The following is a 17,773-nucleotide window of genomic DNA, read 5'->3' as shown; positions in this document are numbered from 1 at the left end:
TTCCTCCACTCTTTATGCGATCAGACATCAGCGGTGCCAAAGCCGCCGCCGCCGCTGGTTTCAATTGTCACCCTGTCGCCTTTCGTCAGGCGCGCCTCGTCCTTGCCGCCCAGTCGTTCGACCGTGCCGTCGGCGCGCCGCAAGGTAATGCGGTACGGCGCGCCCGCCTCACCGCCCTGCAGGCCATAGGGCGGCACCACCGCGCGGTCGACCATGGAGGTCAACCACATCTCATCGGCGATGATTTCATAGACGCGCTCCTGGCCCTCGCCACCGCGGTGACGGCCCTCACCGCCCGACCCTCGTCTTAGCCGCTGGCATACCAGGCGGATCGGATAGTTGGTCTCGATCACCTCCGCCGGTGTGTTCATGACGTTGGACATGTGCGGACGCGTGACTGGCATGCCGTCGCGGTCATGACGCGCGCCTTCGCCGCCGCCATGGACTTCATAGAGTGTCGTCCACTCTCCGTTGCGCGGATCGCGGCCACCGAACAACAAAAGGCCCGACGTCGTCGCGCAGCCGGCGGTCAACCGTTCCGGCACGACAGGCTCCAGCGCGCGGAAGATGGCATCGGCGACACGCTGGGTGGTCTCGTGATTGCCGCCGACGACCGGTTTGTCGACCGGCGGCTCCAGCAGCGAACCGGGGCGCGTGATGATGTCGAGCGGCCGGTAACATCCGGCGTTCGGCTGAATGTCCGGCCCGGCCACCGCCTTCAAGGCATAGAAGACGCTGGCCGCGGTCGAGAACGGCGTCGCGTTCAACGGCCCGGGCGTGGCGTCATCGGACGCGGAGAAATCGACAACGGCCCGATCGCCGTCGATCGTCAGCGTGACGCGGATGGCCACCGGCGGACCGCCCGCTCCGTCGTCATCGAGCAGATCCTCGCCCGTGTAAGAACCGTCCGGGAGATCCGCCAAGGCCTGTCGCATGGCGGCCTCGGACTGGTCGTGCAGTGCGACAATCGCCTGCTGTACCGTCGCGGCGCCATGGTCGGCAAACAGCACCTGCATGGCCTCATCGGCGGCGCGGGTCGCCGCCATCTGCGCCAGGATGTCGCCTTCGCGCTCGATGCCGCCGCGCACGTTGGCGGTGACGAAGTTCAGCTTCTCGCGGTCCGGTCCCTCGGCGGTGAAAAGCCGCGTGGGTGGAATCCGCAGACCCTCCTGCCAGGCGTCGCGGGCATGCGGCACGTAGCTGCCAGGACGACCGCCGCCGATATCGGCCCAGTGCGCCAAGCTGACGGCAAACGCCTGCACATCGCCGTCAAAGAACACCGGCCTGATCGCCTTGACGTCAGGCAGGTGGTTGCCGCCGACCTCCGGCAAGTTGACGAACCAGACGTCACCCTGCGCCAGCTGTTCGGTCGGTACCCGTTTCAGAAACTCACGCACGGTTGCGGCCATGACGCCCATATGGACGGGGATGTCGCGGCCCTGGGCGATGAGTTCGCCATCCGCGTCGGTCAAGGCGGAGGAGAGGTCGCCGGCCTCGCGCAACAGCGGCGATCGGGCCGAGCGCATGACCACATATGACATCTCCTCGGCGATCGCCGTGATGGCGTGGCGGATCACCTCGACGGTGAAGGGATCGACCCGGCCGGTCACGGCTTGCCTCCGACATCGATGTGCAGATGACCGTGTTCGTCGGCCCAGACCGTCGATCCCGGCGGCACGATCACCGTCGACCATGCGTCTTCGATGACCACCGGTCCATCATGGCGGTTCTCCGCCGTAAGACCATCGCGCGCCAACCTCTCGCTCTCGACCGGACCGGCCGCATCGAACCAGCACAGGGTCGTGTCCGACGCCTCCGTATCCGCCCCATCGGCGGTTGGCGACAGCGCCGACAACGCCAGGGGCGGTGGCGCCGTGACCGTGATACGCAGGGTATCCAACACCCAGGGCTCATCCGTGGCAAAGCCATAGAGCCGCTGATGCCGGTCGATGAAATCAGCGGCCAGGGTCGCGGGATCCGCCGGCCGATCGAACGGCACCTCGATCGCGTCGCTCTGACCGGCATAGTGCATCAAGGCGACACAGGTGGCATCGATGGCGTCGCGCGCCACGCCGCTTGCGGTCAACGGTGCCGACAACCGGGACACCATGTCGTCGCACAGCGCCGCCAGGTCGGCGGCGTTCCAGGCGTCGCGCGCCATGCGTACGGTCCGCTGCTCCGCATAGGTCAGGCGTGCGGTCACGCAGCCGAGCGCGGAGAATCCACTGGACAGACGCGGCACGACAACGTGGTCAATGCCGCAAGCACGCGCCAGTTCGACCGCATGCATCGGCCCGGCGCCACCAAAGGCGAGCAGCGTGCATTGACGAGCATCGATACCGCGTTCAACCGTGACGCGGCGCAGGGCGCGCACCATGCTGGCATTGGCGACGCGATGAATGCCCAGCGCCGCCTCTTCGATGCCGACGCCAAACGCATCGGCTATGCCACCGACGGCGCGGCGTGCCAACGCTTTATCCAGGGTGACCGTGCCGCCCAGTTGCCGGTCAGTGTTGATATAGCCGAGCACCAGGTTGGCGTCGGTGACCGTCGGCGTCTCGCCGCCGGCGCCGTAGCAGGCGGGTCCCGGGTCGGCGCCGGCGCTGTCGGGCCCGACGCGGATCGCCGAACCGTCAAGGCGCGCGATCGAACCGCCGCCGGCGCCAATGGATTCGACGGCGACCATCAACTGACGGATCGGTCGACCGGCAATCCGTTGGTCGCTGTTGATCTGAACCTCGCCGTCAATAACGACGGCGGCGTCTGTCGTCGTGCCGCCCATGTCGAAGGCAATGGCGCGGTCCAGCCCGAGCTCCCGCGCGACGATACCGGCCGCTGTGACACCGGCCGCCGGACCCGAAAGCGCCAAGCCAAGCGGCCGGCCGCGCATGGCATCGACCGCGGCCATGCCACCGGCGGAGTGAAAGAGATGCAATCGCGTCGTCTCACCAGCGTTGGCCTCCAACCTGTCGAGATAACCGCCGACCAACGGCATGAGCGCCGCGTTCAACACCGTCGCGTTGGTCCGCTCGTACTCCCGCGGCTCCGGATTAAGTTCGTGGGACATGGTCACATGCGCGATTTTCGCCGCCATTTTCGCACCCAGGGCCTTCTCGTGCGCCGGATTGGCATAGCTGTGCAGCAAGGCCACGGCCGCCGCATCAACCCCACATGCCGCTGCCGCGTCGCACGCGCGCGACGTCTCGGCCTCGCTCAGGCCGGACAACACAGACCCGTCCCAATCAAGCCGCTCGGCCACCTCAAGCCGCCGTTCTGCCGGCACCAAGGGCGGCAGTTTGGGCAGCACGTCAAGACGGTAGAGTTCACGACGATTCTGCCGGCCGATGGCCAGCGTGTCGGCGAAACCTTCGGTGGTCAGCAAGACGACGGGCGCCAACTTGTCCTGGACAATGGCGTTGGTCGCCATGGTCGTGCCGTGCATCAAGTCCGCGACGTCCGCCCATGCCAATCCAACTGCTGCCAGCCCCGCTTCGACGCTCGCTACCGGATCATCCGGCCGGCTCGGCGTCTTCGCGCTCAAGACCGTTCCGTCGGCCGCGTGAACGGCAACGACATCGGTGAACGTCCCGCCGATATCGACACCGACCTGCCAGGCGCCACGCATGGTCAATTGGCCTCAGCCAATGCGGGCCCGCACGCAGCTGACGATGCCGGGCAAGAGAGTAACTCAAGAAACGTCATCAAGGAGTACTCCAGCGATGTGGCACGTCCACCTCCGCATAGTCGACGCTTTCAATCCATGAGATCGCAATCGAATGGTAAGGAAAAGTATGTTCAGACCCACTCCAATAGAGACATAGCCAATACCCGGACCTCCCGTTCCCGGGGCGGCCGATACGCCCGGCATGACGTTGATGCCGATTGGCAAGATCTCTACCGGATACGCCATAACTAAAGACTGCCCAAGCACTATCGGCGACGACAAGCCGTCCATACGAACTCGGATCGATCCGCGCTGTCACGCCGCGCTGCTCGACATAACGCCCTGCCGCCACGATCGCGTCCTCGCTTCGCTTGGTCGTTGCGACCGCATCACTCTTGATTTGGTCCAATCATCGCCGGGTACAGCGGGTCGATCGGCATTTTGCGCAAGCGTTCGGCACGTGCGACGCGCGTCGGTTGCATGGATCTGCACGTCTTGTTTCTGACCTGACTATGCATTTGCGTCCCCGAATCAGCTTCAATAGCGACCTTCGATCAAACCATACGGCCTTAGCATCAACGGGAGGAAAACCATGACATCACGGCTTGGATCGTTGGATGTCTATCCGCCTGCCAGCAAGTTTGCCTACTTCGATGCTGCGTCAGTGGGGCTGATGCACAAGGGAGCAGCACAATCCATCGTTCAGTGGCAGAAGGCCTTGGCCGAAGAAGGCACCGTCGCTTTCAACGAACAAGACGAACTGCAGATCCTTGAAGGATTGGGTCAAGCCGCAGCCAAACTGTTCGGCACAGATGAACAGAGCGTCGCCATCTCATCCGGGGAGACGCCACTGATGGCGTCGCTCGCGTGGGCAGTCGCTCCACCGAAAGGCAGCACCATTGTCGCGACCGACGTCTGCCACCCCAGCACAATCTATCCCTGGATGCGTGTTGCCGAGACGACCGGCGCGGAGCTTCGATGGGCGCGCGGCAAAAACTACTACGTTGCGCCGGAGTCGATCGAGGCTCTGATCGACGACAACACGGCTGTCGTTTGCCTGTCCCACGCCGAGTACGGCACGGGACAGGTCCACGATCTCAAACATTTCGCCGATCTCGCCCACAAACATGGTGCGTTGCTTGTTGTCGACACCACGCAATCGGCCGGTCAGATCCCGATTGATGCGCAAAGCCAGGGTTTTGATGCCGCGGTTTCGTCGACCTACAAATGGACGTGCGGCCCCTTCGGAACCGGCGTCATGTATGTCTCGCCGGAACTGCAACAGGCCAATCCGGGCATTATCGGTTGGCGTAGCCACAACGACATGTGGGATTTCCAGGCTGACCGGGTTGACTATCCCGACACCGCGAAGCGGTTCGAGTATGGCACGATGGCGTACGGGACCGCCCTTGGCGCCGCCGAGGCCATCAACCACCTGCTCAACATCGGTATCGACACGATTGCCTCGCACAATCGAACCATTGCCGATGAACTATGGGCTGGTCTTGAGGAGACAGGCGCTGAGATACTCTCCCCGGCTGACACGGCGCAACGTTCGGCAACGGTCGCCGCGCGTTTTCCCGGACAAGACAGCCGCGAGCTTGCGGCTGCCCTCAAACAGCGTTCCGTCGTCTCGTCTTTGCGGCGCGACTTCATCCGCTTTTCGCCTCATCTCTACAACAACTCGGAGGACGTCGAGACCGCCTTGTCGGCGTTGCGTGACAGCACACGCTAAACCTCATCGGAGTCATGCCGGATCAACGTGAAGGCATGACAACCGGCAGTTTCTTGCTGCACTGCAGCGAATTGGGCTTGGCGGCAGCACGCATTGTGCCGTGCAAAGACCGTTTCAAGTGCTATGATCAAGGAGAAAGGCGACCATCTTTGGCAGCACATCGGAGGTCGCGGCACGTCTATCAGCTTGATGAAAGACAACCGTTTGATGAGCTGGCCACACAAGATCTTTCTCGGACAAGTCTCGGATTTCGAACTTCGCCTTCTTCGGATTTTCCAGGTTGTCGTTGAGTGCCAGGGGTTTACGGCCGCGGAGAACGAGTTGGGTATCACCCGCTCGACGATCAGCCGCCATATCTGCGATCTGGAGACGAGACTTGGCGCACGGCTCTGCTCACGCGGACGAGGCGGCTTTGCGCTGACACCAGAAGGCCAATCGGTCTTTAACGCGGCAACGCAACTCTTTTCCGCCGTGGAGGAGTTCCGCTCGACGGTGAATGAACTGCATCTTGAACTCGCTGGCGAGATTCACATCGGATTCATCGATACTCTCGTCACAATGGACGAGATGGGCATGCAAAGCGCGATATCGCGCTTTTCCAAGCTGCATCCGAATGTTCAGTTAAAGATTGTCGTCGGCACCGCTGACGAGATTGTTCGGGCCGTGCAGGATCGGCGGCTGCACATTGGCGTCACGGTAAAACAGGGCCGTGCGCCCCGCATCGTCGAGATCCCGCTGGCGACCGAGGTGAGTTATCTCTATTGCGGCCCGGGCCACGAAGCGTTTGACTGTCCGGAATCAGAGATTGATCTGGCGAGTGTCAGCCGTTTCCGCATGGTACGCCATGCCTATTCGGAAGCAGAAGGCCAAGCGATCAGCCGCTGGAACCTGTCGGTGGCATCCAGCGCCAATCAGACAGAAGGCATATTGCTTCTGGTGCTCGGCGGTTCTTATGTGGGTTTCGTTCCCGGTCATTTTGCCAGAACATGGGAAGACAAGGGATTGCTGCGCCGCCTTCTGCCGGCGACGCTGACGACCGTGTCGACCATCACGGCGATCGTGCACAAAAATGCGCGCCAGGACCCCATGGTCAGCCAGTTCCTATCGCTGCTGCCCGTCAACCAGGCTGTCCCCCAACCCAAGATCGAAACTGCAGCCGAATAGACGCTCGCCCTTTAGGGCCGGGGACCACCCCATAAACGTTCCGAAACCTGCGGATTTCGCGCTCGACTCAGCCCGCGTCGTCGTCACTTCGATGATCGCCGATGTAATGCGCTCGCCACCTGTTCACAGTTGACGAGCCAAAGCCACGCGATCCGACGTAACGTCCGAGAGTCTCAAAGTTTAAGTGCAGAGTTTGCTATTTCACGCCTCAGAACCGCTACGAATGATGCATGTGTCTGACGCGGTGACCAGGGGGCGAAGGCGCTAGGGTCTGGTCTCCACGTGCTGACCTAGCAAACGAAGCTTGCTTGCACTGCGTGAACAGCAAGCTGCAACTCAGGGATCAACGCTCGGTTGACCCCATCGAATCCAGGAGGCGAACATGAAGCAACGAGGGGCTTTGAGACTACTGGCTGCCGCGGGACTTGTCGGACTATTCGCGGTGCAACCCGCTACCGCAGAGGACCTCGTTCTTGGCAACGAGGGTACCTATCCACCGTTCAGTATTATGGGAACGGATGGTAGCTTGTCCGGCATCGAGCCCGACCTGGCACGCGAAGTTTGCGCACGCATGGGCGCGAACTGTGAAATCGTGGCGATGGACTTCGACGGCCTGCTGCCTTCGCTGACCACCGGCAAGATCGATATGATCGTCTCGCAGTTGACGCCACTGCCGGAACGCCTTGAGGCAACAGAGTTTACCGTTCCATTGATCTTCAGCCCGGAAGGCTTCGTCGTGCCCGCCGATTGGGACAAGGGTTACGACAACGATGCCATGAGCGGCATGCGCGTCGGCGTCTACAAAGGTTCGTCACACGCCAAGTATGTAGAGGACAACCTGCCCGACGCCACGCCGGTCTATTTCGAGAACAACGACCAGATGGTGCTCGACCTGAAGGCTGGCCGCATTGACGCTGTCTTTGGCCACAAGATCAACTGGGACGTCTTGCTGATCAGCACAACTGACGGCGGAGACTGGAAGCTTAGTGAAGACGATTTTTGGGCGTCCGGCACCAGAGAAGGTATGAGCTGGGCGGTGCAAAAGGGCGAAACCGACCTCGTCAGCCGGGTCAATGAAGCGATCCAGTCGATTATTGACGACTGCACCTACACCGAGATCCGCATGAAGTATCTTCCCGGCGTTCAATTGCTGGAAGAAGAGACGAAGTGCCTCTGAGTCGTACGTAGCATTACTCTTGCTGTGACGGTCAGGTGATGGAGGCGCTAAGCTTTGACGACTCCGGCTATGGCGACGAACTGCTCGCCGGCGCCTCCATCACCGTTCAGCTCGCCACTTACAGCTTTGTGCTGAGTCTCATTCTCGGTATTTTTCTGAGCTTTGCAGCCCTCTCCAAGAACACCGTCGTTAAAGGCGTTTGGCGGGTGAGCGCATCCGCCCTTATGGGCGTCCCATCGATCCTCGTCGTGTTCTTCATCTATTACAACGCACCGCTACTGGTGAACGATGTCTTTGGCGTGCGCTACGACATCTCGCCCTTTGTGGCCGGTATCGCCGGTCTCGCAATCGTTTATGCGGTCTACGTTGGGGAAGCCTTTCGAGGCGCCATCATCAACGTTCCCACGGGCCAATTCGACGCGGCACGCGCGTTGGGTTTGCACGCCTGGCTCATGTGGCCGCTCATCATTCTGCCCCAGGCTCTGCGGCTTGCCCTGCCGGGCCTGACCAATATCTGGATGGTCGTGCTTAAGGATACCGCGCTGGTGTCCATGGTCGGTCTTGCCGATCTGGTTCGTATTGCCGATGTGGCGGCGGCCGTCACCAAGGACCCCTTCGTCTTCTACCTCTTTGTCGGTTTCGCCTACATCATCTTCAGTTCCGTCACGATGTATGGCGCCGAGCGGTTTGAACGTTGGGTCAACCGTGGGCAAAGTGACGAGGGCCGCTGATGGAGTTCAATCCCGAACTTGCGTGGCGCATCCTTCCGGCCCTCTTGCATGGCGCCGGCGTGACGTTGAGCGTCCTCGTGCCGTGCCTCGTCTTCGGCATCATCATCGCAACGCCGATCGCGCTGGGACGGTCGTCGAAGAACCCGATCATCGCCGGTCTCTCGTGGTTCTTCTCCATGTTCTTTCGCGGCGTTCCCGCGCTTGTCGTGCTCTACATGATCTACAACGGCTTCGCGACGATCGGGTTTATCCGCGACACCGTCCTGTGGAACTTCTTTTCTGAGGCCTATTTCTGCGCGGTCTTGGGTTTCACGCTCAATCACGCGGGCTTTACGGTGGAGATTCTGCGCGGTGCCTTCAAGGCGGTGCCGCCAGGCCTGACTGATGCGGCCCGCTCAATCGCCCTGCCGCGGCGCCTCGTGTTCTTCAAGATCACGTTCCCGCTTGCCATACGCTACGGGCTATCGGCTTACATGAACGAGGTGATACTTTTCGTAAAGGGCACGGCCGCGCTCGGCGCCATCACCATGATCGACTTGTTGGCGGCGGCCAATGCGGCGGTGTCAACGACGTACGATCCGTTCACACCGCTGGTCGCGGCAGCCGCCATCTACTGGGCCATAGTCCAAATCGTCAGGATCGGCTTCGAGCGCCTTGAAGCGCATCTGAACAGACATCTCAACTACGTCGGATAGGTGACGTCAGCCACGCGACTAACGTCACGCAAAGCGCCGGCGAACGCAATTTGCCAGGGAGACAGCAATGTATCGCCACGATTGGTATCAGCAAATCTACGAACAGTTTCCGCAGATCGTGTCCGAAGCCGAGGCCTACGGTGCAAAACTCAAACTCGACAAGCTCAAGGGTGAGATCGGCCTTTATTCCGGCTCCTCCGCCTGCCCTGCCCGGCTGCCCGACTATGTATTGAATGCCATTGTCGAGGCGAACCAGACGGAAATTCTACCGGTTCGCACTGTCGAGGACAGACTGCGCAACGTCATCAAGGATCTATTCGGCGATGATTATGATGGCGCCGTCGTCAACAGTTGCGAAGCCGGACTGAGGGTAGCGATCGAGGGGTTGATGGCGCCGCCCTTCATGCGCCGGGGCGATGCCTATCGGGCGCGGATGGTCGCGACTTATGGCGAAGATGTCGAATGGGGCATGGCCTACGGGCGACCGTTCCCGCCCAAGTACAAGAACGTCAACATTGATCGCACCGTCAGCGGCGGCGAACTGGGCATGGAAGCGAAATCGCTGGCCAACCTGGATACGCTCTTTGTGCGATTTGCCGGTGCCCGCTATGAGATCCATGGCGTGCGCCAAAACGTCGTGCCGTTCCTGACCGACGTTGACGTCGACGGCACCATCGAAAACATGAGTCGGGCCTGCGAGCGCAACGCCTCGACCATTAGTGGCTTCCACACGGTGGGTTACGACACACCTGGATGGGGCCACGGCGCCAGAGACGATAAAGGACGTCCCGCCCTGATGCGCAAGATCGGCGAGCTCGCCCGGAGCTACGACGTGCCGTTCCTGGTCGATGCGGCTAGCTGCGTGCCGGGTGTGGGTTTCTCACCAGAGGACGCCGGAGCCAGTATCATGCTGTGGAGCATGGACAAAGCCGGCCGCTCGCCGTGTGCCGGCCTGATCGTCGGCAAGGCCGAGGAGATGCTCACCATTCGCAAGGCACTCGGTCTTGGCGGCCAACGCTTCGGACACGTCTCCTCCCACGGCAAGGCGACGTTCTCCGCCGCCGATCCCGGCCGCGACAGTGTCGTCGGGCTTCTGGCCTATCTCGAGCTGTTGCGCGATGACCCCGATCGTGTGCGCAATCCCGTCGACCGTTTTCATGAGATCATGGTCGACGCGTTCAAGGAACTTGAGCCGTCCCGGTTCCGCGACGGACTGATGTTCACGAAGTCCTATCACATGGGCGGTACGGAGCTGAACTATCAGAAGACCTGGGACGGCGACGGTTTCGGGATCCCCCTCTTTACGCTGGAGGATCTCTACGCCAACACAAACCCGATCCTTCTTGCGACCGAAGCGATGGGTGTCGAACCGGCGACCATCTATGCCGGCAGCATGCTGCTCAATCCGGGGCTCGGTCTGCTCGACCGCGACGGTGGTTTGATCGACGAACGCGCCGCCTTGGCGGCACAGGCCTTGGTCAAGGCAACGGAGATCGTCTGTAAACACGCGGGGCTTGGCGATTGAAGCCCCATCAACACTGGAGATAAGGAGAGGCTGCCATGGGCATTCAAGCATTCAATGCGAGCAACCCCGAAGGACTGCCGCTGTCGGCGGCCATTCGCGCCGGCGATTTTGTGTTCGTTTCGGGAATGGTGGGATTTGGCGAAGGCGAAGAAGTTGTCCCGGGCGGTGTCGGGCCGGAAACCGAGAAGATTATCGCCGATCTGGTCGATGTGCTTGGCGAAGCCGGTATTGCACTGGAGCATGTCGTCAAGTCCACGGTCTTTCTTACCGACGCGGCGGACTTCGACACCTTTAACGCCGTTTATGCCAAACACTTCAACAAGCGCCCGCCAGCACGAATCACCGTGGTCTCGGACCTCACCATCGATGCCAAAGTCGAGATAGATTTCATCGCCTATTGCGGCACTTAAGGCCGTCGCGCTAGCGCCGACGCCACGCTTAAGCGGATTATGAGGCCGGTAAGCGGGTGCCTGCACGCGAAGCGGTCACTGCCTGGGATTGCGACGATCGTGCAACCACGATCAACGACATGGCGTCGCGATATCAATGGCCCATCCCGGTCGGTCTCAGGCCGGCCGGGCAGCAGGCCATCGGTGGTATGACACTGACCGATGACGCTGTCTTTTTTGACATCGGACCTGTGGCGTCGTGGCAGGCTGACATCATGTCCCGGCGCCAACGGGACATTCCAGACCTGCACGGCCGACGGCTCGCGTCTGCGTGAGCGAAGTTGATCCGCTCGAGCGAGACCCTTCGTTATCCGCCCGTATCATGAGGCCCCGCGGCAGGCTGGCACTGGCCTGTTACACGCGTAAACAAGTGCGCTCGATGAACTGCATGTCATCACACAGCGGTCCAAAACGGGGAATTCTGCACTGCCTAGAGCCATGTCGATGAGCGATACACCATTTGCTTGCATTCACATTTAAGTAGTCAATCACACAGTCTAAATTATAAGTTGTGTATTAAACCTCCCTTCTTTGTTGTACGAATTCGTCTAATACTAAATAAGAAGAAGATTGCGTTTGCGTGCACTTTACATTGGCGATTCTATTTGAGGCGAGCGCGGTGCGATGGGATCACTAACGATCCGCGCGCTGCGCAAACTCGTCCGCTTCGCCTGTCCGTCGATAGGCCTCTTTGTGTGGCTCGTCCCCGTCGTTCTTGAGGACCATAAGGCCCGCGCGCAGACGGTCGTCATTTCGACCGATCAAACGACCACGCAGAACCTCGACACACTGGCAGGCGGTGACCCTGGCACAAGTGCCATCGTTAATCCGGGCGTCACCGTCGACACGAGCAACCCGCCGGGATCGGGCGGCAACGCGATTGTCGGCGGTTCGCGACCCTGGGAACTGACCAACGGCGGTTTTATCACCGGGCAAAACAGAGGTGTCGATCTGAGCGCCGGCGGCAGCGTGACCAACAGCGCGGGCTCGAGTGTCACGGCTGTGTCCCTGCAGGCGATCCGAATCCGAAACGCACCGGGCACGGTGATCAACGCCGGCACCGTGCTGGCCCGCCGAGAAAGTGTACTGCTGACCGGCGGCGGCAGCGTCACCAACGAGACCGGCGCGTCCATTACCAGCACGACGCGAGAAGCCATTCAGATCCAAGGCGGCAGCGGCACGGTGGTGAATGCCGGAACACTGCTTGGTCAACGCGAAACGATCCTCCTGCTTGGCGGCGGCAGTGTCACCAACGATGCGGGTGCATCGATCACCAGCACGGCGCGCGAAGCCATTCAGATTCAGGGTGGCGCAGGAACCGTCAACAATGCGGGCACCATCGACTCGCGGCTTGAAGGCGTTCTCCTGAACAGTGGCGGCACGGTCACCAACGCGCTGTCAGGCCTTATTCAGAGCGCCATCCGGGAAGGCATCCAGATCAGCGGCTCGGCGGGCACCGTCGACAACCTCGGCACGGTCGACGCCGGCACCATCGGCGTCTTCCTGGATCGCGGCGGCAGTCTTACCAATCACGAAGGCGCCACGATCACAGGCGGCACCATCGGCGCACGGGTCGACAACGGCGGCACACTGGACAACCTCGCCGGCGCCACGATCACCGGCAACAACGGATCAGGTGTGGAAATGCGCGGCGGTGGCACTGTGGTCAACGGCGCGGGCTCGACGATTTCTGGCACGACACGCGGCGTCTTCATAACCGGCGGCGGCGGCTCCGGGCAATTGACCAACGAAGGCACGATCACCGGTAACCAGTTCGGCGTTTTTCTCAACAACGGCGGCACCGTCACCAACCTGGCTGGCGCCACGATCTCCGGCAACACCGAAGGCCTGCGCGTCAACAACGGTGTCACCAACATCACCAACGCCGGCACCATTTCCGGCGCTGGAACGGCGATCCGCTTCGGCAATGCCGGCGACACGCTGACGCTTCAAACAGGTTCGGTCCTGAACGGCAATGTGAACGGACGCGGCGGTAATGACCAACTGTTCCTCGAAGGGACGGGGACCGAGGACAGCAACTTTCAGAACTTCGAAGGGCTGACCATGCAGGGTACCGACTGGACCCTCTCCGGAACGTCGGGCTTCAACAACGCCACCATCACGAGCGGCACGCTTCGGATCACCGGCACGCTCAACAGCCCGACAACGATCGGCCCCGCGGGCATACTGGGCGGAAACGGGACGATCGGCGGCTCGGTCACCAATAACGGCCAGATTTCACCCGGCGCGGGCCCTGCGACACTCACCATCACCAACAACTACACCCACGCCGCGGGCGCGGTTTACAACGTCGATATCGAACCGGCGGGAACCAGCGACCAGCTGTCGGTTGGCGGCACGGCAACGCTGAACGGCGGCACGGTCGTCGTGACCGCCGCACCAGGCACCTATGCGCCGGGAACGGTCTACACGATCGTCGACGCCGCGACGGTCGCTGGCACGTTCGACGGTGTCGTCTCGAACAGCGCTTTCGTCACGCCCTCGCTGGTGCACAACGCATCGACGGTCCAGCTCGCCATCGCGGTCGCGCCCTTTACGACCTTTGCTGCGACTCCCAATCAGCTCGCCATCGCCAACTATGTCGATCTCACCGCGCCGAGCGCCACGGGCGACTATGCGACCGTCGTCGGCAGCCTGTTCAGTCTAGAACCTGACGCCTACCGCAACGCCCTCGATGCGGTCAGCGGTGACGTCTATCCGTCGACGACGGAACTGGCGATCCAAACCCACGATCAGTTCAACACGACCATTGGGACGCGCATCAACAACTACTGGGTCACACAACGCGGCCTGCTCGACGGTGTCGGTCTCGCCGCGCAGGACAATGGCTTGGCCATCGACTTTGCCAGCGGTGCCAGTCAAATCGCCGATGGCGGCGGGCTGTGGTTCCAGGGTTACTACGTCACTGGCGACCTTGACGGCGACGGCAACGCGGCCGGCACGGACTTCGACATTCAGGGCATTGCCGGCGGTATTGACGCGCAGGTCTCCGACACCCTGCTTTTGGGCGTGGCCGCGGGAACATCCTGGACCACCGGCGATTTCTCTTCGCGCAACAACGCCCGGGTCGACATCGATAGCTACGAGGTCGGCGCCTATGGCAGCTACTTCGACGGTTTTGTCGGCCTTGACGGCATCGTCAGCCTGGGTGTGCAGGACGCCGACAGCGAACGGCCGATCGCGTTCGGCGCCATTCAGCGCACGGCGACTGCCAGCTACGACAGCCATGTCATCGCCGCCTACGGTGAGGCGAGCGTTCTCTATGACATCGCCGACGATACCCAGATCCAGCCACTTGTGGGACTTCGCTACAGCGATTTCGAGTCGGATGGATTTCAGGAAACCGGGGCGGGAAGCCTCAATATCACGACCAACGGTTTTTCGCGCGAGAGCCTGCGCTCGAGCCTGGGCCTGCGCCTGACCCATCAGGACATGCTGAACGACGGTACGGAGCTCGTGCCCTGGGCCTACGCCTTGTGGTCCCACGAGTTCCTCGACAGGTCCGTCAGCTTCAATGGGTCGTTGGCGGGCGCTATTGCCGGCCCGACCTTCTCGGTCGCTGGCGTCGAATCAAGCCGGGACAGCCTAGACCTGGGCGGCGGCCTGTCCATCGCCACGACCGAAAACCTCTCCGTCTTCGCCGGTTACGGGACCAGCCTCAGTACCGACGGTGTCTCCCACACGTTCCAGGGCGGCCTTCGATTCCACTGGTGACGCGTCGGACGATCGACACGTGATTACGACGCTGGCGGCGGATCGAAAGCCACGTTGCATTGGCCGGTGCCCGAGCTGCCGAAATAGGGCGTGATAATCTCCGCACCGCCCTGGTACTCCGTCCAGCCGAGCGCACCGAACAGCATGGCGGTGTCGATCATGGCGCACTCGCCGTTGCAGCGCGTGGCATAGGTCGGCAGCATCTCCAGAAACTCCGACCAGGCACGTTGCTGCCAAAGATCGAGCACGCGCAGGTCGACCTGCCGGTTGAATTCGCCGTTGACCTTGTTGAGTCCGTCGGCCGACACCGCGTTCGGCCAGAACTCATGGGAGAGCGACCCGCTGGCCAGGACCGAGACCTTTCGGCCGCTGGCGGCAATCGCCCGTGCGACGGCCTCCCCCATGCGACGGCCTTCGTCGATCGAGGCGTACTGGTTGGCAGCAACCGGCACGACACGTGCAAAGCTCCCCTGGTTCATGAAATGCATGGGAACCAGCGTGCCGTATTCGCACGCCAGGTTCGGCGTGTCGTGCGCCATTGCGCGCAGATCCGCCGCTTCGACTGCGGTGGCGATAGCATTGGCAAGCTCCGGGTCACCGTCATAGGCATAGTCCAGATCGGCCAGCATGTGCGGCAGTTCGTGGCTGGTGAAGCACCCTTCGTGTCGCGCCTTAGCGTTGACGTGGAAACCCTGGTTGACGATCCAGTGGACGTCGAAAACGACGAATGTCTCAACACCCGATGCCTTGGCCCGTCGGCCAAGCTCGACCAAGCCGTCGATCGCGCTTTGGCGGATGCCATGAAACCGTTCGATGGTGTGCGACATCCAGATCGACGGGACGTGCGTAATCTTGGCCGCCTGAACAATGCTGCCCATGGTGTCAGCCCCCCAAGCCGAGTCGTGGTATCGCGTGATCGCCCATGGCAAGCGCGACGTTCTTGGTCTCCATGTAGAAATCGAAGCTGTAATCGCCACCGTCGCGGCCGATGCCAGAGGCCTTCATGCCGCCGAAGGGCGTCGGCAGATGACGAACGTTCTCCGAGTTGACCCAGACCATGCCGGCGTCCAAACCATGCGCGACACGCAACGCGCGCCCGTTGTCGCGTGTCCAGACATAGCCTGCCAGGCCGTAACGAACACCGTTGGCGATGGCGAGTGCATCCGACTCATCCTCGAAAGGGATGGTCGTCAGCACCGGACCAAAGATCTCCTCCTGCGCCACCCTGGCATCCGGGCTGGCACCGGAAAACAGCGTCGCGTCGACATAATAGCCTTGAGTCGGCGCGCTTTCCGGCGCCCGGCCGCCGGCGGCGACATTGACGCCGTCCTCGCGCGCGATGTCGAAATAGGACGTGACCTTGTCGAGATGGCGGCGATGGATCAACGGACCCAGTTCCGTCGCCGGATCAAGCGGATTGCCGACACGGATCGCCTCCGCCCGTTCGGCGATACGGGCGACAAATGCGTCGTGGATGGAACGCTGCACCAGCACGCGGCTTGACGACGTGCAGCGTTCGCCGTTGAGGCTGTAGATCATGAAGACGACCGCGTCGAGCGCGCGATCGAGATCGGCGTCATCAAAGACAATCACCGGGTTCTTCCCACCCAGCTCGAAATGCACGCGTTTCAGGGTCGGCGCCCCTTGGGCCATGATGGCCGAGCCGGTCGCCGACTCGCCAACAAAAGAGATCGCCTTGATGTCCGGATGCTCCGTCAGCGCCTTGCCCGCCTCTTCGCCCAGGCCGTGCACGGTGTTCGCGACGCCCGCGGGTAGGCCGGCCTCGTGCATCAACTCGACCAGCCGGGTCGCCGTCAATGGGCTCCATTCGGCCGGTTTGTGTACGACCGTACAGCCGGCGGCCAGCGCTGGTGCGATTTTCCAGGTCGACAACATGAACGGCGTGTTCCACGGCGTGATGACGCCGACCGGGCCGAGCGGCTGGCGCACCGTGTAGTTGATGTGGCTTTGGGTCGGCAGCGACAGGCCGTCGGCGGCCTCCGGTGCGCGATCGGCAAAAAAACGGAAGTTTTCAGCGCCGCGCAGGGCAGCTTTGGCCATGAAGCGAATGGCTTGACCCGTATCCCAGCTTTCCAGCACCGCGATCTCATCGGCATGGGCGACAATGGTGTCGGCGATGGCATGCAGGATCTCGCGACGCCTCTTGCCGGGGACCTGCGACCACGCGTCGAACGCTTCGCGCGCCGCCGTTGCCGCACGGTCGATATCGGCGGCGGTACCGCGCGCGACATCGCAGATCGGTTTGTCATCGACGGGGCTGACGGTCTGGAACGTCGCTGTGCTGTCGACACGCTCGCCGGCAATTACATGGCCGATGCCGTCGCGACGCGTCCCCGCCAGGTATGTCTCCAGGGCCGTCAGATTTGCGGCGAGCGCACCCTGCCTATCGGCTACTGCGTCGTTCCTCATGCGGCGGCCTCTTTCTTCGCCATGATGTCGTGCAGGTTGTTCTTCTTGTAGTTGAACGTGTTGGAGATCTCGGAGATGTCGAGCGAGATGCCGATTGGACGGCGTTCGTAGACATCGTTCAGAGCGGACGTCAGCGTCTCGAACAACATCTCACCGATGGTCGCCTTCGTCTCGTCGGGCCGGCCCTCCAGGATTCTCACGCCCACCGCGATAAAGGCGTTCTGGGGGTCGCTATCGGCGATTTCATAGATGTCCCGGCGCTCGGCCCGGGTTCGGACCGCCGCCTTTTTGAATGTCGGACAGGTCAGCGCCGTCTCGTGGATCGCACGGACCAGGCCGGGAATGTCGACCTCGTCCTCAAGGTTCGCGGAATACTCAACGGTCAGATGCGGCATGGCGTGATCACCTCCCAATGTCATTTACATGATAACAATAACATGGTAATGATCAAGCAACAATCACGGGAGG

The 17,773-nt window shown here is 61.9% G+C and carries 13 protein-coding genes; 8 read left to right on the top strand and 5 right to left on the bottom strand.

What is annotated here, in order from left to right; all coding sequences use genetic code 11:
• Window positions 1–20: 20 nt before the first annotated feature.
• Window positions 21–1,610 (bottom strand): hydantoinase B/oxoprolinase family protein, encoded by a 1,590-nt coding sequence (locus tag AAF563_04060; GenBank protein ID MEM7120426.1) that lies wholly within the window; start codon window positions 1,608–1,610, stop codon window positions 21–23.
• Window positions 1,607–3,625, bottom strand: coding sequence for a hydantoinase/oxoprolinase family protein (locus AAF563_04055; protein MEM7120425.1), 2,019 nt, complete (start codon window positions 3,623–3,625; stop codon window positions 1,607–1,609). Before AAF563_04055 ends, AAF563_04060 begins: the two co-directional genes overlap by 4 nt.
• Before the next feature lie 631 nt (window positions 3,626–4,256).
• Between AAF563_04055 and AAF563_04050 the strand changes: the two genes are divergently transcribed.
• From AAF563_04050 to AAF563_04015, 8 genes are all read left to right on the top strand, one after another.
• Window positions 4,257–5,399, top strand: a complete 1,143-nt coding sequence (locus tag AAF563_04050) for an aminotransferase class V-fold PLP-dependent enzyme (protein MEM7120424.1) — start codon at window positions 4,257–4,259, stop codon at window positions 5,397–5,399.
• Between the two features lie 123 nt (window positions 5,400–5,522).
• Window positions 5,523–6,563, top strand: coding sequence for a LysR family transcriptional regulator (locus AAF563_04045; protein ID MEM7120423.1), 1,041 nt, complete (start codon window positions 5,523–5,525; stop codon window positions 6,561–6,563).
• A gap of 382 nt (window positions 6,564–6,945) precedes the next feature.
• Entirely contained in the window at window positions 6,946–7,740 is a 795-nt protein-coding gene (locus AAF563_04040; GenBank protein MEM7120422.1) for a transporter substrate-binding domain-containing protein, read from the top strand.
• Between the two features lie 38 nt (window positions 7,741–7,778).
• Window positions 7,779–8,471 carry an ABC transporter permease subunit gene (locus tag AAF563_04035; GenBank protein MEM7120421.1) on the top strand — a complete coding sequence of 231 codons (693 nt, stop codon included), beginning with the start codon at window positions 7,779–7,781 and terminating at the stop codon, window positions 8,469–8,471.
• Complete coding sequence (locus tag AAF563_04030; GenBank protein MEM7120420.1) at window positions 8,471–9,166, top strand: ABC transporter permease subunit; 696 nt, start codon at window positions 8,471–8,473, stop codon at window positions 9,164–9,166. Before AAF563_04035 ends, AAF563_04030 begins: the two co-directional genes overlap by 1 nt.
• 67 nt (window positions 9,167–9,233) lie before the next feature.
• Entirely contained in the window at window positions 9,234–10,691 is a 1,458-nt protein-coding gene (locus AAF563_04025; GenBank protein MEM7120419.1) for a hypothetical protein, read from the top strand.
• A gap of 35 nt (window positions 10,692–10,726) precedes the next feature.
• Complete coding sequence (locus AAF563_04020) at window positions 10,727–11,101, top strand: RidA family protein (GenBank protein MEM7120418.1); 375 nt, start codon at window positions 10,727–10,729, stop codon at window positions 11,099–11,101.
• 663 nt (window positions 11,102–11,764) lie between these two features.
• Window positions 11,765–14,875, top strand: a complete 3,111-nt coding sequence (locus tag AAF563_04015) for an autotransporter domain-containing protein (GenBank protein MEM7120417.1) — start codon at window positions 11,765–11,767, stop codon at window positions 14,873–14,875.
• 23 nt (window positions 14,876–14,898) lie between these two features.
• Here AAF563_04015 and hpaD read toward each other — a convergent pair whose 3' ends face one another.
• From hpaD to AAF563_04000, 3 genes are read right to left on the bottom strand one after another with little or no spacing between them, the layout of a single operon-like run.
• The gene (gene hpaD, locus AAF563_04010) at window positions 14,899–15,753 is read right to left on the bottom strand and encodes a 3,4-dihydroxyphenylacetate 2,3-dioxygenase (GenBank protein ID MEM7120416.1); all 855 of its coding nucleotides are present in this window, start codon (window positions 15,751–15,753) and stop codon (window positions 14,899–14,901) included.
• 4 nt (window positions 15,754–15,757) lie between these two features.
• Window positions 15,758–17,305, bottom strand: a complete 1,548-nt coding sequence (hpaE, locus tag AAF563_04005) for a 5-carboxymethyl-2-hydroxymuconate semialdehyde dehydrogenase (GenBank protein MEM7120415.1) — start codon at window positions 17,303–17,305, stop codon at window positions 15,758–15,760.
• A complete protein-coding gene (locus tag AAF563_04000) occupies window positions 17,302–17,700 on the bottom strand; it encodes a 5-carboxymethyl-2-hydroxymuconate isomerase (protein MEM7120414.1) in 399 nt (132 codons plus the stop codon). The genes hpaE and AAF563_04000 overlap by 4 nt, the downstream gene beginning before the upstream one ends.
• Window positions 17,701–17,773 lie beyond the last annotated feature (73 nt).

Source organism: Pseudomonadota bacterium (genome assembly GCA_039028155.1).
GTDB lineage: Bacteria > Pseudomonadota > Alphaproteobacteria > SP197 > SP197 > JANQGO01.
Note: the sequence above shows the minus strand (reverse complement) of the source record. Positions and strands in the feature narration are given on the sequence as shown.